Below are 19,297 nucleotides of genomic sequence, written 5' to 3'. Positions count from 1 at the left end.
CTGCGAATCCCGCCGCAACTATTTTCATGCCGCTGCAAGCAGAACAACTTGCCGTGGAAGCGCGCCGCAGAACACTGACTCCCCGCTAGAAGCCCGTTGTACGAGCCGTTACCGTTACCTCCACATTCACAGGGAGGCAATAACAAATGGAAACACAGCGCGGTTTTACTCTGATCGAACTGATGGTGGTGATCGCCATTATCGCAATATTGAGCGCCATAGGCGTACCCGCCTACCAACGGTATATTCAGAAAGCGGCGATGACTGACATGCTGCAAGTCATGACCCCTTACAAGCTGGCCGTGGAGCTGTGCGTGCTCGATGGCGGCGCACCGGCAGGTTGTAATGCCGGCAGTAAAGGCATTCCTACCGGCGGCACCTCACGTTACGTCAGCGCCATTAAGGTCAGCCAGGGCGTGATCACGCTGACCGGCACGCAAACGCTGCAAGGTCTGACCGTAGCGCTGACGCCCACCCAGAACGCCAGCGGCCTGACGCGTTGGACACGTCAGTGCACCAGCGACAACGTCAATCTGCAGGAGACCTGCCAGGAAGTCTTCCGCTTTGACGATACGGCGAAGGGGGCATCTCAATGAGCATAGGCATCAGCGATGAAATTCACGCCCTGTGCCAGCGCTACCAGGCGCTGGCGCTCAGCGAAGACGACGACAGCCTGACCGTTGCCCTGAACGCTGAAGTACCGCAGGAGCTGCTGCCGGCCCTGCGTTTCGCCACCGGCAAACGTATTCATCTGGAGCAGTGGCCTGCGGCCCGACTGGAACTGGAACTGAACCGCCGGCAAATGCAGGGTGACAGGCTTGGACAAAGCGCGCCGGAAGCCGAGCCGGACGCCTCCTCATTAAATGACGACAGCGACGCACCCGTGGTGCAGTTTATCAACCAAACGCTGCGCATCGCCATACAACGACGCGCGTCGGACATTCATTTCGAACCTTATCTGCAGACACTGCGTATCCGGCTGCGCATCGACGGCGTGTTGCAGGCCGTAGCTTCACCGCCTTTCCCCCTGGCCGCACGTCTTATCGCCCGACTGAAGATCATGGGGCAGTTGGATATCGCCGAGCGCCGTCTGCCGCAGGATGGGCAGCTCAGCGTACAACTGGATAACGCCAGTTATTCAATGCGCATCGCTACCTTACCGACACTGCACGGTGAAAAAGTGGTGCTGAGGATCCTACAAACCGAACGCCAGGAGCTGCCGTTGGATCGGTTAGGCATGAGCCAAACGGCGCTGGCGCAGTATGCTGAAGCACTGTCCTGCCCCCAGGGCATGATCCTGGTCACAGGCCCGACCGGCAGCGGTAAAACCGTCACGCTGTACAGCGGCCTGCGACAATTGAATGACGCGCAAAGCAATTTGTGCAGCGTCGAGGACCCGATTGAAATTCCTCTGTTCGGCGTCAACCAGACCCAGATAAACCCCAAAACCGAGCTGGATTTCTCTCGCGTGCTGCGCGCCTTGTTGCGCCAGGATCCGGACGTCATCATGATCGGTGAGATCCGCGACCGGGAAACGGCGGAAATCGCAGTGAAAGCGGCTCAAACCGGTCATCTGGTCCTCTCGACGCTGCACACCAACTCCACCAGCGAAACCCTGACGCGTCTGACCCATATGGGTATTCCGGGTTATCTGATCGCCGCCTGTCTGAAGCTGGTCATCGCCCAGCGGCTGGTGCGCAAGCTGTGCAGTCACTGTCGCTATCAACAGAACCTGCCCGTTCACTTTCCCACCGCCATTTGGGCCACCCCTCTGTTGCCCTGGCAGGCTGACGGCTGCGAACACTGCTTTAGCGGTTATTACGGCCGCACAGGGGTTTATGAGCTGCTGATGATCACTCCAGAGGTGCAAGCCGGTCTGCTGCAAGGCGCAGCCCCCGGCCAGTTGGCCGATATCGCCCGACAACAAGGACAGATAACGCTGCTGCAAGCCGGACTAACGCTGGTTTCTCAAGGCCTCACCTCGTTGGAAGAGGTATATCGCATTGTCGGTATCACCGCCGAAAGCGGAGCGACGCCGTGAAAGCACAGCGTCTTTTCCTGTGGCAAGCAGTCGATCCTCACGGCCAGTTACGCCAGGGGGAGCGGATGAGCAACGAAAAACACCTGGTCAGCCAATGGCTCATTGAGCAGGGGTTGCAACCCTGCCAGATTAATGGTGGGAAACGCATTGCCCCCGCTCAGTGGCGGGGCGAACCCATGATCCAATTCACCCGCCAGCTCGCCACCCTACTGCAAGCCGGGTTACCGCTGGTCAACGGATTGCAACTGTTGGCGGAAGAGCACCCGTCTGCCGCCTGGCGCTGCCTGCTGCGCGAGATAACCGAACAGGTACGGCAGGGCCAGCCCTTCTCCGACGTTATCGCCGGGCAACGCGCCATCTTTCCGCTCATCTACCGTCAATTAATCGCTATCGGGGAACTGACCGGCAATCTTGACGCTTGCTGCCTGCAACTGGCTCAACAGCAGGAGGCGCAACAAAAACTGCAAAAAAAAGTGATCAAGGCACTGCGTTACCCGCTGTTTATCTGCGCAGTAGCACTGTTGGTAAGCATTCTGATGCTGGTGATGGTGCTTCCGGAGTTTGCCGGCGTCTACCAGTCGTTCGATGCGCCATTGCCCTGGTTTACCCAAGGGCTGTTGAACCTGTCCGCGATCTTGGTCCACAGCGGTCCCTGGCTGGTGTTGATAATGGCCGGAGCGGTGTTTTCCTATTTCCGCTGGCTGCACCCAAAACCGCAGTGGCGCAGGCGCGAACAGGCGACGCTATTGCGCTTGCCGCTGATCGCGCAACTGATCAAAGGCGGTAGCCTGAGCCAAATATTCCGTATTCTGGCCATGACTCAGCAGGCAGGCCTCACTCTGGTTGAAGGCCTGAACGCCGCGGCGCTGTCGGTGGACAGCCTGTTTTACCGTCAGGCGATTGAGACGGTTCGGCAACAGATTGCACAGGGACATACTTTCTACAGCGCCCTGGGTCAACAGGCCCTGTTCCCCCCATTATGCCAACAGTTGGTGCGGGTGGGCGAAGAGTCCGGCTCGCTGGACACCTTGCTGGGCAAGCTGGCGCTGTGGCATGAGCAGCAAACCTTTGAACTGGCCGATACGCTGGCGCAAACGCTGGAACCGATATTGATGCTGGTGGTGGGAGGAATAGTCGGGACGCTGGTGATCGCCATGTATCTGCCGATATTTCAATTGGGGAACGTGTTGGGGTAAGCCGTTGTACTCACTACCTATAATGATGGTGGCCAATACAGGCATTACTTTAACCGTTCTCTTGCAGCAAAATGCTCTTAGTGAAGGATATCCTTCAATCATTGAACAATGTCACAATTTTTAAAAACACTCATAAAAAATAGTATATAGCATATAGTATAAACAGGAAGTTTGTTTATTATTTATCCCGTAGTTGGAGTGAAATTTCTTAATCGTTTTTTGAATGGAACAGTTTATCAGGAGGATAAAATGAATTATCGTAATAAGTTATTTTCAGTAGTATGTATATTGACAGCATTGACATCACTACCCTCCCAGGCAGGTCAAAAACAATTCCAGTGCAGCGGCAGTTTTGGGGACACTCAAGATACCGGACTGTGGGATTGGGTATTTATCGCCAATAATGCAACGGATGCAGCCAAGCAAGCCGAGCAGAAGTTTCTGCGCAAGACTAGTGGAGCATGGGTAAAGGTTTTCTATTGCAAATGAGTTCAATAGTAAAACCATTTATCCATCCCTAATACATTCACAGATTAAATAATTTTCACATAAAAGCCGCTCATTATAAATGATCGGCTTATTTTAAGATAATCAGAATCCTTTCCGATTTATAATTAGAGCGCTAATATATTCACTTTAGTTATTCCTTATCTGCCATAACTACGGTGCGAAAGTTAATATCTGCACTGTGAAATTTCAAGAAATTTGGAATTGAATGGTGATTTAATCACGATGAGAAGCCTGTGGCTAAGGGATCCTCCTGACCACGGATATTGTCAGGAAAAGGGTATTCTTGGTTTTTTACAGGGAATTTGGAAAGATGCAACGACTCGCTTCTTATCTCATACCATAGCAATTCAAGAAGCTCTTGCGACAGTCGTATTGGTAATCACGCTGTCAGGAGGCTCGACTCTCCCCTCAGAAGGCCGAAGTACAGAACGGTACTGTCGCTGAAGACGCGGATTAAAGAACAGGGTCGCTCCCATTATTTGACTCCTGAACATCCGGTATCAGGCACGGCAAACCCGTGGTTCTGCAATTGGTCGATGAAAATGGCATGCCACTATAACCGCGTTGGCAAAAGGGACTATTCATCACCACCAGATCACGCCAAATAACATGCCTGGACACAGCGATATCATCTCCTTGAGAAAGCAAGATCCGGAAACTCTTTCTATGGGAAAGACTACCATCGCTGGAAATAGAGGCATGGCCGAACACACAGCCAATGAGAAAATATTTTGCCAGATGTTCCTAGCATACACCGACTGGTGCAATGTCCATTCAGACCTTACTAAACAGTACGGTTATGACCAGATCCCGCAAGATGGCATTCTGGTAGAGCCACAGAAAACCATCAGCGCGTGACAGATGCATTTCAGACCTATCGCCCTGCAAACTGCAGGCTGTTGGCTGCCTTCATTTGCCGCTGTACTGGGTTGACCACGTTCTTGGGAACTCAGTCAGTTTCACAATTCCCTGCTTTGTAAATACGGGCTCGTCTCGTCGCCCAAGCAGTTGTTCAGGTTAATACCGAACGCTGATACCACGCAACTGCGTTCCCCCCGGCCTGTTATTAATCCTGGATTTCGGGCTGGCTTTAACATCAGACCAAAAAGCCAAGTAAATTTACCCGACTTATTGCTTGTTTCAACATACCAAGATAACGGACGAAGCCTGCTTCGCCCTTTATCTTGGTACTGCATGCGAATTACTTAGCACCGAATACGCGGTTTTCCTGCTCCGCAACGCGGATAAAGGTGGTGCGTTTGGTCAACTCTTTCAGGCGTTCTGCGCCGACATAGGTGCAGGCTGAGCGCAACCCCCCGAGAATATCGCGGACGGTGAACTCAACCTCGCCGCGCAGAGGCAGCTTCACGGTTTTGCCCTCAGCGGCACGGTATTCGGCAACACCGCCCACATGGCGCTTCATCGCCGACTCTGAGCTCATGCCGTAGAACAGCATGAATTTTTCGCCGTTCTCTTCCACTACGGTGCCTTCACACTCGTCATGACCGGCCAACATACCGCCCAGCATGACAAAATCAGCGCCGCCGCCAAAAGCTTTGGCCACGTCGCCCGGCACAGAACAGCCGCCATCGCTGACGATTTGGCCGCCGAGACCGTGTGCCGCATCGGCGCACTCAATCACCGCAGACAACTGCGGGTAACCGACACCGGTTTTTACCCGAGTGGTGCAAACCGACCCCGGGCCAATGCCGACTTTTACGATATCGGCGCCAGACAGGATCAATTCTTCCACCATTTCGCCAGTAACCACGTTACCGGCGCAGATCACATGGTTCGGGCAAGCTTCGCGCGCTTTCTGCAAGAAGGCGACAAAATGCTCCGAGTAACCGTTGGCCACGTCGATGCAGATAAACTTAAGCCCCGGAGACAGCGCCAGAATCTGCTTCATCTTCACAAAGTCAGCCTCAGAGGTGCCGGTTGAAACCATAACGTGGCGCAGTACCGATTCCGGTACGCGCTGCACGAATGCGGCCCATTGTTCAACGGTGTAGTGTTTGTGTACGGCGGTGAGAACGTCGAAGGAAGCCAGAGCCTCTGCCATGCTGAAGGTGCCGACCGTGTCCATGTTGGCGGCAATAATCGGCACACCGGACCAGTTCCAGCCAGAATGTTTGAAGGTAAACTGACGCTCCAGTTCAACCTCAGACCGGCTTTTCAACGTGGAGCGCTTTGGGCGAATCAACACATCTTTAAAGCCTAACTTCAAATCTTCTTCAATACGCATGACTTATGATTTCCTGGTTTTTGGCGACGGATCGCAGGAGAATATTCGAGCCTATACCCTATGAATTTCAAGTTGCAGCCAGGCGACCAGATCGCTCATCCCCAGGAGCTTACATCAGTAAGTGGCTAGAGTGGGCGGACGCAGTCAACAACGCTACGGCTTGAAAGCCGACGGGTAGAGTAGTGCCAGTTCCAGTGACGCTATCATACGCGCTAATAATCGCAGGACAAGACTGCGAATTCGCCTTTGTTTACGCTACAATCCGACAAATTTACCTACGCACGCGCGGCGTGATTCATCGCTCATTTTCCTTTCCCTGTCGCGCTTTTTATCGCCGTACAACGCAACCTGCCGGGCTAGCGCTCCCTACTGACTTGCACTTCTGCACGATCGCTTTATGATTCGTCTATTATTTTTTTATGAATATCGAGTGCATTTTATACCATGGCCTACATTGTAGCGTTGACAGGGGGTATCGGCAGCGGCAAGTCCACCGTAGCAGAAGCCTTTGCCCGCCACGGCGTGGCGATTGTCGACGCTGACGTCATTGCACGGCAGGTTGTCGAACCCGGCACCCCTGCTTTAGCCGCTATCGCCGAACGTTTTGGTAATGAAATGTTGCTGGCTGACGGCACGCTTAACCGCACGGCACTGCGACAGCGTATATTCAGCACCCCGGATGAAAAGCGCTGGCTGAATCAATTGCTGCACCCGCTGATTCATCAGGAAACCCAACGCCAGTTGGCGCAGGTCGCCAGCCCCTATGCGTTGTGGGTTGTGCCACTGCTGGTGGAAAACAACCTGCAAGCGCGCGCAGATCGCGTGCTGGTGGTCGACGTCGACAGCGAAACACAGTTGGCGAGAACCATTACCCGCGACGGGATCAGCCGCCAACAGGCACAGAACATAGTGTCCGCACAGGCCACGCGTGAGCAGCGTCTGGCCGCTGCAGACGACATAATCGATAATAGCGGTGCCGCTCAGGGGATAGAGCCATTTGTTGCCGCACTGCATCGCCGCTACCTTGAACTGGCGGCATCAGCGACCCGACAGGATTAAACTGAATGAGTGATGTTTCCCCAAGCGTTCTTTTTGAACATCCGTTGAATGAAAAAATGCGCACCTGGCTGCGTATCGAGTTTTTACTGCAACAATTGCATGGCCAGCGGGCACTGAGCGAAACCGCCATTGCACTGACCTTCTTCCGCACTGTTGCGGACCTGCTGGACGTATTGGAACGCGGCGAAGTACGCACCGAACTGCTGAAAGAGTTGGAGCGCCAGCAACAAAAGCTGTTGGCATGGACCGATGTACCGGGCGTCGATATGTCTCTGATGAACCAGCTACGCGGCCAACTGAAGGAGCGCGCAACGGTGCTGATGTCCGCTCCGCGTCTGGGGCAGGCGCTGCGTGAAGATCGGCTGATAAGCCTGGTGCGCCAACGTCTGAGCATTCCCGGCGGCTGTTGCAGCTTTGACTTGCCCACATTGCATATGTGGATGCATGCACCGCAGCAAGAACGGGATGCCGACGTCACTGACTGGCTGCAGGCACTGGAGCCGTTGAATCTGGCGCTGACTATGGTGCTGGATCTGATTCGTCAGGCCGGCACATTCCGCAACCAGATCAGTTTAAACGGCTTCTTCCAGGATAACGCGGAAGGTGCAGACCTGTTGCGTTTGCGCATTAGCCTGACACATCAGCTTTATCCGCAGATTTCCGGCCATAAGACGCGTTATGCGATCCGTTTCCTGCCTCTGGACAGCGAGCTTGGCGTGGTGCCGGAACGGTTAACCTTTGAGTTAGCCTGTTGCTAACCCAATGACATAAAGACCTTTCACGCGTTGGAAGGAAGTAAGGAAAAGAGATGACTACCGTAGTGAAATGCCCAACCTGTGGCAAAGGCGTGGTGTGGGGTGAAGTGAGCCCGTTCCGCCCATTTTGCAGCAAACGCTGCCAGTTAATCGATCTCGGCGAATGGGCCGATGAAGAAAAACGCATTCCCAGCAACAGCGATCTGTCGGAAAGCGAAGAATGGAGTGAAAAGGACGATCTCTGATCGTCCCTACCGGCCTGGCGCCAGCCAGGCCGGCCCGCCTTATTGCGCAGTGTTAGCCTGCGCCACCAACAGTTTGATAATACTGATATTCGCCTCGGGAAATTCGTCCTCCCGCAGTTCGGCCTGCTTCACCCAACGCATAGGCTGCCCTTCACGACCGAAGGGTTCCCCCGCCCAATCTTCCACCAGATAAAAATTCAGCGTCACGATACGATCGCTAAAACGGTGTTCCAGCACCTCCAACAGCTCAGCCCGTTCAGTTTCAATCCCGGTTTCCTCCAGCAGTTCACGATTGAGCGCCTGCTCCGGGGTTTCCCCTTGCTCAATTTTACCGCCGGGAAACTCCCAGAAACCGGCCATATGTGAATCTGCGGCGCGACGGGTAATAAAAATTTCCTGCTGGGCATTGCGAATGATACCGACGGCGATGTTCAGATGTTTCATCGCATCCTCCTGATTAATTCATAAGGGCGAGGACTCTGGCCCTAAAAAACAGGGGATCAGCATGCTGACCCCCTGGGTTTGACTCGTTAAACGCTGCCGGGCTTACTTATTTCTGCAGACGGCCGTGGCACTGTTTGTATTTTTTACCGGATCCACATGGGCAAAGATCGTTGCGGCCCACCTTGCGCTCCGCGCTTGCAGGAGCATTAGGCTCTTCGGTAACCAACGCATTTTCTTCGTAGTGGCTCAGCTGTTGCTGTGCTGCCAGGCGCTCCGCTTCTTCGCGACGCTGCAGCTCCATCGCTTCAACCTCTTCCGGCATCCGCACCTGCACTTTACTCAGCACGCTGATCACTTCGTATTTCAGCGATTCCAGCATGGTCGCAAACATATTGAAGGATTCACGCTTGTACTCTTGCTTAGGATCTTTCTGCGCGTAGCCACGCAGATGGATGCCCTGGCGCAGGTAGTCCATTGCCGCCAGATGCTCCTTCCACAGGGAGTCCAGCGTTTGCAGCATCACACCCTTCTCGAAGTTGCGCATCATATCCGTGCCAACCACTTCTTCTTTGCGCAGGTAGTCTTCCTTGGCCTTTTCCAGAATACGCTCACGCAGCGTTTCTTCGTGCAGATCCGGCTCTTTATCCAGCCATTCGGCGATTGGCATATCCAGATCGAAGTCGTTTTTCAGGCGCTCTTCCAGGCCCTGAATATCCCACTCTTCTTCCAGAGACTGCGGCGTGATGTAGCTGTCAATGGTGGTTTTGAAGACGTCCTCACGGATGCTGGCGATGGTTTCGCTCACGTCGGACACGTCCAGCAGTTCATTACGCTGGCTATAGATAGCGCGACGCTGATCGCTGGCCACATCATCGTATTCCAGCAGTTGCTTACGAATATCGAAGTTGCGGCTTTCCACTTTGCGCTGTGCGTTGGCAATCGCCTTGGTGACCCATGGGTGTTCAATGGCCTCACCCTCTTTCATACCCAGTTTACGCATCATGCCGGAAACGCGATCCGAGGCGAAAATACGCATCAAGGCATCTTCCATCGACAGGTAGAAGCGGGATGAACCGGCGTCACCCTGACGACCGGAACGGCCGCGCAGCTGGTTATCGATACGGCGTGATTCATGGCGCTCGGTACCAATGATGTGCAAGCCACCCGCCTTCAATACCGCTTCATGGCGGATTTTCCAGTCTTCTTTAATCGCCGCAATTTGCTCTTCGGTTGGGTCTTCCAACTGGGCAATTTCCGCCTGCCAGCTGCCACCCAACACGATATCGGTACCACGCCCCGCCATGTTGGTGGCGATAGTCACAGCACCTGTCTGGCCGGCCTGCGCCACAATGTCCGCTTCCATGGCGTGGAATTTGGCGTTCAGCACTTTGTGGTCAATACCGGCCTTCGTCAACTCGCGGGAAACGACTTCGGATTTCTCGATCGAGATCGTCCCCACCAGCACCGGCTGGCCGTTGGCGGTGCGCTCGCGGATATCTTCAATGATGGCGCCAATCTTCTCCAGTTCGGTCATATAGACCAGATCCGGCATGTCTTTACGCAACATTGGGCGGTTGGTCGGCACCACGATGGTATCCAGCTTGTAGATGGAGCTGAATTCAAACGCTTCGGTGTCGGCGGTACCGGTCATACCGGCCAGCTTCTCGTACAGGCGGAAGTAGTTCTGGAAAGTGATGGATGCCAGTGTCTGGTTCTCGTTCTGGATTTCCACGCCTTCTTTGGCTTCCACCGCCTGATGCAGACCATCGGACCAACGACGGCCCTGCATGGTACGGCCGGTATGTTCGTCAACGATGATCACTTCACCGTCTTTCACTATGTAGTCAACGTCGCGGGTGAACAACACGTGCGCGCGCAGAGCGGCGGTCACATGGTGCATCAACATGATGTTGGTCGGTGAGTACAGTGACTCCCCTTCTTCCATAATGCCGGCTTCCACCAGCATTTCTTCGATCAGGATCAGGCCGCGTTCGGTCAGGTGCACCTGGCGCGCTTTCTCGTCTACCGAGAAGTGGCCTTCGCCCTGGAAGGAGTCTGAATCCTCTTTTTCCTGACGGATAAGCTTTGGAATCAGCTTGTTGACCTTAATGTACATTTCTGAGCTGTCTTCGGCCGGGCCGGAGATGATCAGCGGAGTACGGGCTTCATCGATCAGAATGGAGTCAACCTCATCCACCAGCGCATAGTGCAGCTTGCGCTGAACGCGCTCTTCCGGGCTGAACGCCATGTTGTCGCGCAGATAGTCGAAACCGTATTCGTTATTGGTGCCGTAGGTAATATCGGCGGCATAGGCTTCGCGCTTGGCCGGTGCAGGCATGCCCGGCAAGTTGATGCCGATGCTCAGGCCAAGGAACTCGAACAGCGGGCGGTTGTTTTCGGCGTCACGCTGTGCCAGATAGTCGTTGACGGTCACCACGTGTACGCCGCGGCCGCTTAAGGCATTCAGGTAGGCGGGCAGGGTTGCGGTCAGAGTCTTACCTTCACCGGTACGCATTTCTGCGATACAGCGATCGTTCAGTACCATACCGCCCAGCAGCTGCACGTCGAAATGGCGCATGCCGAATACGCGCTTGCTCGCTTCACGTACCACGGCGAAAGCTTCCGGCAGCAGATTTTCCAGCACTTCGCCCTTTTCCAGGCGCGCTCGGAACTCGTTGGTCTTGGCTTTCAGCTCGTCATCGGACAGCTTTTCCATGTCCGGTTCCATGCGGTTGATCAGTTCAACCGACTTACGCATGCGGCGCAGTGTACGATCGTTACGGCTACCAAAAACTTTGGTCAATAATTTCACTAACATGATGTTTAATATCTCTGTCATGACGGCCAACACGGGCAGTCAACTTGCTGTTATTTTTAGGTTTTTGTCGCCCAAAGGGCAATGAATCAGCTTAACGCTACTGGCCCGGCGCGGATGCCCTGCACCTGCGCGAGCCACAAGCCGGTCTGGTGCTGCGCAAAGGCAGGCAGTACGGCATGGTGGGTATCGCGAATGATGGTCGGCGGCTTCGGCTCATGCGTCAGCAGCGCGTTGAGTGTGGAAAGCAGCGCAAGTTGCGCCACCTGCAACGGGGGTTGTGCGACTTCCGCCTCGCTTTCCTGCACCCGCGCGTAGACTGCCTGCGGCGCAAGCGCAAAAGAAAGGTGACGAATGACGGTACGAAGCGCATGCTGGTGCCAGTAATCGACGCTGAAGGTCGGGCGGCGGTGCGCTTCCTGCAGCAACGCCAGGCTATTAAAGGCGCCGCTGGCGGAATTTTGCCGGTTCAGGCTGGACGAGGTGCTCGGCAGAGCGGCTTGATCGGAGCTGCCCGACAGATTTGAAGGTACGCCAAGCGTGGCCGCGACCATCCCTAACAGGAGATGGGGCCAGAAATAACGTCTGCCAAATTGTCGCCAACGATTTAGAATACCGATCACGAGTTTATAATCCGCCGGAGCCCATTATGCGCGATAGCCGTCCACAATTATTAGATGTCCTGTTCGACGACGCGTCTGCAGAAGACAAAGGGCCGCTGCATAACGTCCAACAACGCGCTGTGGCGCTGCTTAAGCTTAACCGTGCAGTGAAAGGCGTCCTGCCCGTTCAACTGCATCCCTGGTGCCGCGTCGCGAATTTCCGACAGGGTATTTTAGTGCTAGAAACGGCCAATGCCAGCTGGCTGATGCGCCTGCGCTACGAACAACCGGCTTTATTATCTGCACTACGAGCGCAAATTCTACCATCATTGTCGTCGATCGACATCAGGATTAATCCGGCCTTGATGGCAAAAGGGAGCAACCTTGTGCAGGACGCCGCAAAAACCTTGGGGAATGCGCAGACAAACGTGCCGATGCGGCATCTGAGTCAGGAAAGTGCTGAGGAATTAAGAGGTTTGGCGAGCCGCAGTCCGGAAAAACTGCGCAAGGTATTGGAACGACTGGCGTCGCTGGCCGGAGAGAGTGCCAACGCTACCAGTCGTAAGAAGTAATCAGCAGTATCGACTTATGCCAATACGGTGGACGGGGCTTTGAATGCCAACGGCATTTCGGCTTCGTCCTGGAAGGTGACATATTCCCACGCTTCCTGTTTCGCCAGAACGGCTTGCAACAGTTTGTTGTTCAGCGCATGGCCTGATTTGTACGCGGTAAACGCGCCAATGATGTTATGGCCGCACATGAACAGGTCGCCGATGGCGTCCAGCATTTTGTGGCGTACGAATTCGTCTTCAAAGCGCAGGCCGTCTTCGTTCAGAACGCGGTAGTCATCTACCACGATAGCGCAGTCAAAGCTGCCGCCCAGGGCCAAACCACGTGACTGCAAATACTCGATGTCACGCATAAAACCGAAGGTACGCGCACGGCTGATTTGACGCACGAACGAGTCGGCGGAGAAATCCAGACGATAGCGTTGCGTACTGGCGTCGATCGCCGGGTGGTTGAAGTCGATGGTAAAGTCCAGACGGAACCCGTTATGCGGGGACAGCTCTGCCCATTTATCGCCATCTTCAACACGTACGGTGTCTTTCAGACGCAGGAATTTCTTCGCTGAGTTCAGTTCTTCGATGCCGGCATCCAGCAACAGGTAGACGAACGGACTGGCACTACCGTCCATGATTGGGATCTCGGCGGCGTCAACTTCAATAATGATGTTGTCGATACCTAGCCCAGCCAGCGCAGCATTCAGATGCTCAACGGTAGAAATACGCACGTCATGCTCATTGACCAGGCAAGTACAGAGCATGGTATCACGCACGGATTTTGCATCAGCCGGAAAATCAACCGGTGGATTCAAGTCAGTGCGACGATAGATGACCCCGGTATTAGCCGACGCTGGGCGCATTGTCAGCGTGACCTTTTTGCCGGTATGCAAACCGACTCCAGTCGCCTGAACAATACGTTTTAATGTCCTTTGTTTGATCATCGTTTTATCTCGCAATGTTATCCATCCTACCGACCAAGCATACAGCATGGCCGGCGGGACAGTTTAGCACAAAGAGCGGAGATTCCAAATTCTCAGGATATTCTTAGTCTGCCTGCTTGCGCAGGAAGGCAGGAATATCAAGATAGTCGGGCTCTTTATTAGGCTGCGCAGTCGGATCGTTGACCACCTTGGCGGCCGGTTTCACTTCCTGCGGCAACGGCGACATGCCGTGCTGCTGGTAGCGATGATCCATCACTGGCTGGCTAGCCTGTTTATTGGTCACCAGAGTGATTTCAGGACGTTTGTCCATGCCGATACCGGTCGCAACCACGGTCACGCGCAGTTCGTCGTTCATTTCCGGATCCAGCGAGGTACCGATGACCACGGTGGCGTTGTCGGAAGCGAAAGCACGAATGGTGTTACCCACGGTTTCGAACTCATCCAGACGCAGGTCGAAGCCTGCGGTGATGTTGACCAGAACGCCGCGAGCGCCGGACAGGTCGATGTCTTCCAGCAGTGGGCTGGAGATCGCCATTTCCGCCGCTTCTTCAGCGCGGTCTTCACCACAGGCAACGCCGGAACCCATCATCGCGTAGCCCATTTCGGACATCACGGTGCGCACGTCGGCGAAGTCGACGTTCATCAGGCCCGGACGGGTGATCAGCTCGGCGATACCCTGCACCGCGCCTTTCAGCACGTCGTTAGCCGCGCCGAACGCGTCCAGCAGAGAAATGCCGCGACCCAGAACTTTCAACAGCTTGTCGTTCGGGATAGTGATCAGTGAATCCACATGTTTGGACAGCTCTGCGATACCCTGCTCAGCGAACGCCATGCGTTTCTTGCCTTCAAAATTGAAAGGCTTGGTAACCACGGCCACTGTCAGAATACCCAGATCTTTAGCAACTTCAGCCACAACAGGTGCTGCACCGGTACCGGTACCGCCGCCCATGCCGGCTGCAATGAAGACCATGTCTGCGCCATCAAGTGCGGCACGCAGGGCTTCACGGTCTTCTTCCGCTGAATTGCGACCCACTTCAGGGTTCGCGCCTGCACCCAGACCTTTGGTAATACCGCTACCGATCTGGATGGTTTGGCCAACTGCCGTTTTACGAAGCGCCTGAGCGTCTGTATTAACGGCGAAGAATTCAACACCTTCGATGCGCTCGCGCACCATGTGTTCAACGGCGTTGCCACCGCCACCGCCGACGCCGATGACTTTAATCACCGCGTCATTGGTTAGTTCCATTGGTTCAAACATAGTTTCTCTCCGTTTTGTGCCTGTCGCTGCGAGATCATAAAAAGATTACTCAGCATGATCTCTTTGTTGAAACATTAAAACTCTTTTCTCAGCCAGCTATTGATGCGTTTAAACCAATTGCCCACCGAGGCGCGTTTTTCTACTTCTGCCTCACCGCTCAGGTGAGACTCTTTTCCATAGTGCAGCAGACCTACCGCAGTTGAGTAGTAAGGCTCCTGCGCATAATCCGTCAGACCCGTGATGTTCAAGGGTTGGCCGATGCGTACCTGGGTGTGGAACACCCGTTGCGCACAGGCTGCCAGGCCATCAATTTGGGCGGCGCCACCGGTCAGCACAATACCCGCTGCCAGATGATGCTTCACCCCTTGCTGACGCAGTTGCTCCTGCAATTGCAAAATTTCATCGTTAACCAGATTCAACAGTTCGGTGTAGCGTGGCTCAATAACTTCAGCCAGTGTCTGTCTTTGCAGACTACGAGGGGGACGTCCCCCAACGCTTGGCACCTCTACACTTTCATCCTTGCTAACAATCGACCCAAGCGCACAGCCGTGTCGAACTTTGATCGCTTCCGCGTCTGTCGGCGGCGTGCCGAAGGCGTAAGCGATATCGCTGGTGACCACGTTCCCGGCGTAAGGGATCACTTTGGTGTGGCGCAGAGCACCGCCGGTGTACACCGCCATATCCATGGTGCCGCCGCCGATATCCACCACACAAACGCCAAGTTCGCGCTCATCTTCGGTCAGAACCGCATAGCTGGCGGCCAGACCGGCGAAAATAAGTTGGTCAACTTTCAGACCACAGCGTTCTACCGCTTTAACAATGTTCTTTGCCATATCGTTATGGCAGGTAATCAAGTGCACCTTGGCCTGCATACGCACGCCGGACAACCCAACCGGGTTCTTGATGCCTTCCTGATAGTCGATGGCGTATTCCTGAGGGATAACGTGCAGGATGCGGTGTTCGTCACGTACGCGTACCGATTTGGCGGTATGCACCACGTTCTCCACATCTTCCTGCGTCACTTCCTCTTCGGAAATAGGAACCATCCCTATTTCGTTCTGACAGCTGATGTGTTTACCCGACAATGCGAGGTAAACCGAAGAAATCTGGCAATCCGCCATCAGCTCGGCCTGATCGATAGCGCGTTGTACGCATTTGACTACCGACTCCAGGTCGTTAACGCCACCCTTATCCATACCGCGAGACGGGCAACTGCCCACCCCGATAATGTTGACCATGCCATCGGGCAGAACTTCCCCTACCAATGCGGAGACTTTTGCAGTACCGATCTCCAGTCCAACTACCAGTTTTCTGTCCGTCGACTTGATCATTGTTGTTTTGCCTGTGCCTGATTCTGTTGCTGATTACTGTTCTGCTGACCGCCTATCGCCTGCGGGTCGATCAATATCGGTGTCCAACCTACCGAGGCGCCGGACTCATAGCGCAAATCGACATAGTTGACGCGCTTGCTTTCCGCCTGCCCTTGTTGCAGCAATACCGGATAGAGCTCGATAAACCGCTGCAGGCGTCCGGTACGATCGTCACGTCCCAGCTCCAGCCGAACATCATTATCCAAAGCCAGCTGCCAGGAATGGCGAGCGCTCATGGCCGCCATTTTCAGCGTAAATTTGCTGGCCGCTAACATGTTGCTCATGGCCTGATAACCTTCCAGAACATCCTGTTCGCTCCCTTCCGGGCCATAGAGCAGCGGCAATTTTTGTTTGCCAATTCGTTCTGCCGGCACGCTGAAGGATTTGCCTTCGGCGTCCACCATGTGTAAATCATTCCAACGCGCAATCGGGACATACTCGACCAGGTGGATCTTCAGCTCATCCGGCCACTGCTTGCGCACGCTGGCCTGCTTGATCCACGGCAGGCGTTCAATCTGCTGCTGGATGACATCAACATCCTGCGTCATGAACGTGCCCGGCGCACCCAGCGCCAAAATCGCCTGGCGAATATCATCGTTGGTGGTGTAGTGGCGTTCACCGGTGACCACCAACCTTGAGAGCGGCAGCCGACTGGCGTCTTTCATCCAGCCAATCACCATCCAGCCACTCCACAGCACCGTTCCCAGCACCATCAGCAGGAAAACCATTCCCGCCAATTGAGTTCCATTGCTGCGGCGCGGGCTGTTATCCACCTCGCGTTCACGCGCATTCAGGGCAGCTTGCGACATATCAGTCGGCCAACTCCAAAATTCTCGCTACCAGCTGCGAGAAACTTAAACCAGACTGGCGCGCTGCCATCGGCACCAGGCTATGACTGGTCATGCCCGGCGAGGTATTCACCTCAAGCAGATAGAAGCTGCCATCGCTATCCTGCATCACATCCACGCGGCCCCAGCCGCTGCAGTCCAGTCCACGGTAGGCGCGTAACGCCAATGCGGCCATTTCGGCCTCTTGTTCCACGCCCAGGCCACTTGGACAGAAATACTGGGTATCGTCCGAAATGTACTTGGCCTGATAGTCGTAAAACACGCCGGCCGGCTGAATGCGGATCGAAGGCAACACCTGGTCGCCCAGCATCGCTACGGTATATTCAGGGCCACTCAGCCATTTCTCCACCAGCACGTCGTCGTCATGGCGGAAACCTTCTTCCAGTGCTGCTTCAAGGGCATCGCGTTCGGTTACCTTGCTCATGCCGACGCTGGAGCCTTCGCGGCTCGGCTTGACGATCAGCGGCAGGCCCAGGGCCTCCACGCGAGCAATCAGGCTCTGTTTCTCTGCGCCGGCATACTGCAGACGGTTAAGCGCCACATAAGGCGCGACCGGCAGCCCCATCGACTGCCACACCATCTTGGTGCGCCACTTGTCCATGGTCAGCGCCGACGCCATCACGCCGCTGCCGGTATAAGGCAGCTCAAGGAATTCCAGCATCCCCTGCAGGGTGCCATCCTCGCCGCCGCGCCCGTGCAGCGCGATAAACACTTTGGTAAACCCATGCTCTTTAAGCTGGGTTACCGGGAAATCGCGGATATCGATGCCATGGGCGTCGATACCGGCTTCCCGCAGCCCTGCCAACACGGCAGCACCGGATTGCAATGACACTTCACGTTCGGCGGAGGTGCCACCCAGCAGTACGGCAACTTTATCAGCCATGATGTTCCTCCTCTTTTTTCTGTGGCTGCAGCTTCAGCTCAGCCAGTTTGCGGGCGATTTTACCCACGTTGCCGGCACCTTGCACCAGCACCAGATCCTCTGCCTGCAGCAGTTGCGCCAAGGTTTCCGGCACGATGTCCGCATCGGAAACCAGGATCGGATCCAGCTTGCCGCGGCTACGGATGGTACGGCACAGCGAGCGGCTATCCGCCCCCGGGATCGCCGTTTCGCCCGCGGCGTACACATCGAGCATCAGCAGCACATCAACCTGTGACAGCACGTTGGCGAAGTCGTCGTAGAGATCGCGGGTACGTGTGTAACGGTGCGGCTGGAAAATCATCACCAGGCGCTTATCCGGCCAGCCGGCGCGTGCAGCTTTCAGCGTGACGTCGACTTCGGTCGGATGGTGGCCATAGTCATCGACCAGCATCGCGGTACCGCTTTTGCCGTTCACCGGCTCCAGCGGGAACTCGCCCAGAAAATCAAAGCGGCGACCGGTGCCCTGGAAGCCCGCCAGCGCGCGCAGGATATCCTCGTCGTCAATGCCTTCTTCCGTCGCCACCGCCACTGCCGCCGCCGCGTTCAATGCGTTGTGACGGCCCGGAGCGTTCAGGGTCACCGTCATCAAGGGTTTATCCTGGCGGCTCAAGGTAAAGTGGCCCTGCGGCCCAACCTGGCGATAGCTCTCAATGCGCACATCGGCATCTTCGCTGAAACCGTAGGTAGTGATATGGCGGCCCACGCGTGGCAGCAGTTCGCGCACCACCGGATCATCAACACACATCACTGCACGGCCGTAGAACGGCAGGTTGTGCAAAAAATTGATAAACGTCTGCTTCAGGTTCTCGAAGTCGCCCTGGTAGGTATCCATATGGTCGGCTTCGATATTGGTGACAATCGCCACCATCGGTTGCAAATGCAGGAACGACGCATCGCTCTCATCCGCTTCCGCGATCAGGTAACGACTGGAACCCAGACGCGCATGGGTACCGGCCGCTTTCACCAGCCCGCCGTTGACAAAGGTCGGGTCCAGGCCGGCTTCGGCGTAAATGCTCGACACCATTGCCGTCGTCGTGGTCTTGCCGTGCGTACCGGCGACGGCAATGCCGTGACGGAAACGCATCAGTTCGGCCAGCATCTCCGCGCGGCGGATAACCGGGATACGCGCTTCACGGGCGGCGACGATCTCCGGGTTGTCGGCGGAAATCGCGGTGGATACCACCACTACGCTCGCATCCAGCACGTTTTCCGGGCGGTGATGGAAATAAATCGTCGCCCCGAGCGCGCTCAACTGTTGGGTTACCGGGTTAGGCGCCAGGTCGGAGCCGCTGATCTGATAACCTTCGTTAGCCAACACTTCGGCGATACCACCCATGCCGGCGCCACCGATGCCGACAAAGTGAATGTGCCGGACGCGTCGCATCTCGGGCACGATAGTACGTAGTTTCGCCAGTTGTTGTGTATTCATCACTCTCTCTAATCCGGGTCCGGCGTGCCGGGCCCCTACATGACATTTCTTTGA

At 55.3% G+C, this 19,297-nt stretch carries 19 protein-coding genes; 9 read left to right on the top strand and 10 right to left on the bottom strand.

Annotated elements, in window-relative coordinates; genetic code table 11:
- The first annotated feature begins 146 nt into the window (after positions 1–146).
- From ppdD to ACTJJ1_RS12915, 5 genes are all read left to right on the top strand, one after another.
- Positions 147–596: a prepilin peptidase-dependent pilin gene (gene ppdD / locus ACTJJ1_RS12935; RefSeq protein ID WP_062791305.1), complete on the top strand. Its 450-nt coding sequence runs from the start codon at positions 147–149 to the stop codon at positions 594–596.
- Positions 593–2,041: a type II secretion system protein GspE gene (gspE, locus tag ACTJJ1_RS12930; RefSeq protein ID WP_004950171.1), complete on the top strand. Its 1,449-nt coding sequence runs from the start codon at positions 593–595 to the stop codon at positions 2,039–2,041. Before ppdD ends, gspE begins: the two co-directional genes overlap by 4 nt.
- Positions 2,038–3,237 (top strand): protein transport protein HofC, encoded by a 1,200-nt coding sequence (gene hofC / locus ACTJJ1_RS12925; RefSeq protein WP_004950169.1) that lies wholly within the window; start codon positions 2,038–2,040, stop codon positions 3,235–3,237. The genes gspE and hofC overlap by 4 nt, the downstream gene beginning before the upstream one ends.
- Positions 3,238–3,486: 249 nt before the next feature.
- Positions 3,487–3,726 carry a hypothetical protein gene (locus tag ACTJJ1_RS12920; RefSeq protein WP_440833958.1) on the top strand — a complete coding sequence of 80 codons (240 nt, stop codon included), beginning with the start codon at positions 3,487–3,489 and terminating at the stop codon, positions 3,724–3,726.
- A gap of 687 nt (positions 3,727–4,413) precedes the next feature.
- On the top strand, positions 4,414–4,605 hold the full coding sequence (locus tag ACTJJ1_RS12915; RefSeq protein ID WP_440833956.1) for a hypothetical protein: 192 nt from the start codon (positions 4,414–4,416) through the stop codon (positions 4,603–4,605).
- Between the two features lie 343 nt (positions 4,606–4,948).
- Here the strand turns inward: ACTJJ1_RS12915 and ACTJJ1_RS12910 are convergent, their stop codons facing one another.
- Positions 4,949–5,992 carry a GMP reductase gene (locus ACTJJ1_RS12910; RefSeq protein ID WP_004950166.1) on the bottom strand — a complete coding sequence of 348 codons (1,044 nt, stop codon included), beginning with the start codon at positions 5,990–5,992 and terminating at the stop codon, positions 4,949–4,951.
- A gap of 444 nt (positions 5,993–6,436) precedes the next feature.
- Here ACTJJ1_RS12910 and coaE point away from each other — a divergent pair, with 444 nt between their 5' ends.
- From coaE to yacG, 3 genes are read left to right on the top strand one after another with little or no spacing between them, the layout of a single operon-like run.
- Positions 6,437–7,051 (top strand): dephospho-CoA kinase, encoded by a 615-nt coding sequence (gene coaE, locus ACTJJ1_RS12905; RefSeq protein ID WP_004950163.1) that lies wholly within the window; start codon positions 6,437–6,439, stop codon positions 7,049–7,051.
- A 5-nt stretch (positions 7,052–7,056) separates the two neighbouring features.
- Positions 7,057–7,809, top strand: a complete 753-nt coding sequence (gene zapD / locus ACTJJ1_RS12900) for a cell division protein ZapD (RefSeq protein WP_004950161.1) — start codon at positions 7,057–7,059, stop codon at positions 7,807–7,809.
- Between the two features lie 50 nt (positions 7,810–7,859).
- Entirely contained in the window at positions 7,860–8,051 is a 192-nt protein-coding gene (gene yacG / locus ACTJJ1_RS12895) for a DNA gyrase inhibitor YacG (protein WP_004950159.1), read from the top strand.
- A 39-nt stretch (positions 8,052–8,090) separates the two neighbouring features.
- On the opposite strand, the gene mutT is transcribed toward yacG, so the two are convergent.
- The 3 genes from mutT to secM all read right to left on the bottom strand — a co-directional run bounded on the left by mutT (position 8,091) and on the right by secM (position 11,933).
- Positions 8,091–8,495 (bottom strand): 8-oxo-dGTP diphosphatase MutT, encoded by a 405-nt coding sequence (gene mutT, locus ACTJJ1_RS12890; RefSeq protein WP_440833953.1) that lies wholly within the window; start codon positions 8,493–8,495, stop codon positions 8,091–8,093.
- Between the two features lie 106 nt (positions 8,496–8,601).
- Positions 8,602–11,313 carry a preprotein translocase subunit SecA gene (secA, locus tag ACTJJ1_RS12885; protein ID WP_073439854.1) on the bottom strand — a complete coding sequence of 904 codons (2,712 nt, stop codon included), beginning with the start codon at positions 11,311–11,313 and terminating at the stop codon, positions 8,602–8,604.
- An 86-nt stretch (positions 11,314–11,399) separates the two neighbouring features.
- Positions 11,400–11,933: a secA translation cis-regulator SecM gene (gene secM, locus ACTJJ1_RS12880; protein ID WP_004950154.1), complete on the bottom strand. Its 534-nt coding sequence runs from the start codon at positions 11,931–11,933 to the stop codon at positions 11,400–11,402.
- A gap of 26 nt (positions 11,934–11,959) precedes the next feature.
- On the opposite strand from secM, the gene ACTJJ1_RS12875 reads away from it, so the two are divergent.
- Positions 11,960–12,484: a DUF721 domain-containing protein gene (locus ACTJJ1_RS12875; RefSeq protein ID WP_004950153.1), complete on the top strand. Its 525-nt coding sequence runs from the start codon at positions 11,960–11,962 to the stop codon at positions 12,482–12,484.
- A 14-nt stretch (positions 12,485–12,498) separates the two neighbouring features.
- On the opposite strand, the gene lpxC is transcribed toward ACTJJ1_RS12875, so the two are convergent.
- The 6 genes from lpxC to murC form a co-directional block, all read right to left on the bottom strand.
- Positions 12,499–13,416: a UDP-3-O-acyl-N-acetylglucosamine deacetylase gene (lpxC, locus tag ACTJJ1_RS12870; RefSeq protein ID WP_006317618.1), complete on the bottom strand. Its 918-nt coding sequence runs from the start codon at positions 13,414–13,416 to the stop codon at positions 12,499–12,501.
- Positions 13,417–13,519: 103 nt separating this feature from the next.
- Positions 13,520–14,674: a cell division protein FtsZ gene (gene ftsZ, locus ACTJJ1_RS12865; RefSeq protein WP_004950150.1), complete on the bottom strand. Its 1,155-nt coding sequence runs from the start codon at positions 14,672–14,674 to the stop codon at positions 13,520–13,522.
- Between the two features lie 74 nt (positions 14,675–14,748).
- Entirely contained in the window at positions 14,749–16,005 is a 1,257-nt protein-coding gene (gene ftsA / locus ACTJJ1_RS12860) for a cell division protein FtsA (protein WP_004950148.1), read from the bottom strand.
- Entirely contained in the window at positions 16,002–16,853 is an 852-nt protein-coding gene (gene ftsQ, locus ACTJJ1_RS12855; RefSeq protein WP_440833949.1) for a cell division protein FtsQ, read from the bottom strand. The genes ftsA and ftsQ overlap by 4 nt, the downstream gene beginning before the upstream one ends.
- A 1-nt stretch (position 16,854) precedes the next feature.
- Positions 16,855–17,775, bottom strand: a complete 921-nt coding sequence (locus ACTJJ1_RS12850; protein WP_440833947.1) for a D-alanine--D-alanine ligase — start codon at positions 17,773–17,775, stop codon at positions 16,855–16,857.
- Positions 17,768–19,243, bottom strand: a complete 1,476-nt coding sequence (gene murC / locus ACTJJ1_RS12845; RefSeq protein ID WP_004950142.1) for a UDP-N-acetylmuramate--L-alanine ligase — start codon at positions 19,241–19,243, stop codon at positions 17,768–17,770. Before murC ends, ACTJJ1_RS12850 begins: the two co-directional genes overlap by 8 nt.
- Positions 19,244–19,297: the final 54 nt, after the last annotated feature.

This window comes from Serratia sp. 22264, from assembly GCF_052045345.1.
Taxonomy (GTDB): Bacteria; Pseudomonadota; Gammaproteobacteria; order Enterobacterales; family Enterobacteriaceae; genus Serratia; species Serratia plymuthica.
The sequence above is the reverse complement of the archived record's forward strand: the minus strand, read 5'-3'. Positions and strand labels throughout refer to the sequence as shown.

Excerpts from the sequence above, each read along its gene's own strand:
- ppdD (WP_062791305.1), top strand. The coding sequence starts at position 147 with ATGGAAACACAGCGCGGTTTTACTCTGATCGAACTGATGGTGGTGATC.
- gspE (WP_004950171.1), top strand. The coding sequence starts at position 593 with ATGAGCATAGGCATCAGCGATGAAATTCACGCCCTGTGCCAGCGCTAC.
- ACTJJ1_RS12920 (WP_440833958.1), top strand. The coding sequence starts at position 3,487 with ATGAATTATCGTAATAAGTTATTTTCAGTAGTATGTATATTGACAGCA.
- ACTJJ1_RS12915 (WP_440833956.1), top strand. The coding sequence starts at position 4,414 with ATGGGAAAGACTACCATCGCTGGAAATAGAGGCATGGCCGAACACACA.
- ACTJJ1_RS12910 (WP_004950166.1), bottom strand. The coding sequence starts at position 5,992 with ATGCGTATTGAAGAAGATTTGAAGTTAGGCTTTAAAGATGTGTTGATT.
- coaE (WP_004950163.1), top strand. The coding sequence starts at position 6,437 with ATGGCCTACATTGTAGCGTTGACAGGGGGTATCGGCAGCGGCAAGTCC.
- zapD (WP_004950161.1), top strand. The coding sequence starts at position 7,057 with ATGAGTGATGTTTCCCCAAGCGTTCTTTTTGAACATCCGTTGAATGAA.
- yacG (WP_004950159.1), top strand. The coding sequence starts at position 7,860 with ATGACTACCGTAGTGAAATGCCCAACCTGTGGCAAAGGCGTGGTGTGG.
- mutT (WP_440833953.1), bottom strand. The coding sequence starts at position 8,495 with ATGAAACATCTGAACATCGCCGTCGGTATCATTCGCAATGCCCAGCAG.
- secA (WP_073439854.1), bottom strand. The coding sequence starts at position 11,313 with ATGTTAGTGAAATTATTGACCAAAGTTTTTGGTAGCCGTAACGATCGT.
- ACTJJ1_RS12875 (WP_004950153.1), top strand. The coding sequence starts at position 11,960 with ATGCGCGATAGCCGTCCACAATTATTAGATGTCCTGTTCGACGACGCG.
- lpxC (WP_006317618.1), bottom strand. The coding sequence starts at position 13,416 with ATGATCAAACAAAGGACATTAAAACGTATTGTTCAGGCGACTGGAGTC.
- ftsZ (WP_004950150.1), bottom strand. The coding sequence starts at position 14,674 with ATGTTTGAACCAATGGAACTAACCAATGACGCGGTGATTAAAGTCATC.
- ftsA (WP_004950148.1), bottom strand. The coding sequence starts at position 16,005 with ATGATCAAGTCGACGGACAGAAAACTGGTAGTTGGACTGGAGATCGGT.
- ftsQ (WP_440833949.1), bottom strand. The coding sequence starts at position 16,853 with ATGTCGCAAGCTGCCCTGAATGCGCGTGAACGCGAGGTGGATAACAGC.
- ACTJJ1_RS12850 (WP_440833947.1), bottom strand. The coding sequence starts at position 17,775 with ATGGCTGATAAAGTTGCCGTACTGCTGGGTGGCACCTCCGCCGAACGT.
- murC (WP_004950142.1), bottom strand. The coding sequence starts at position 19,243 with ATGAATACACAACAACTGGCGAAACTACGTACTATCGTGCCCGAGATG.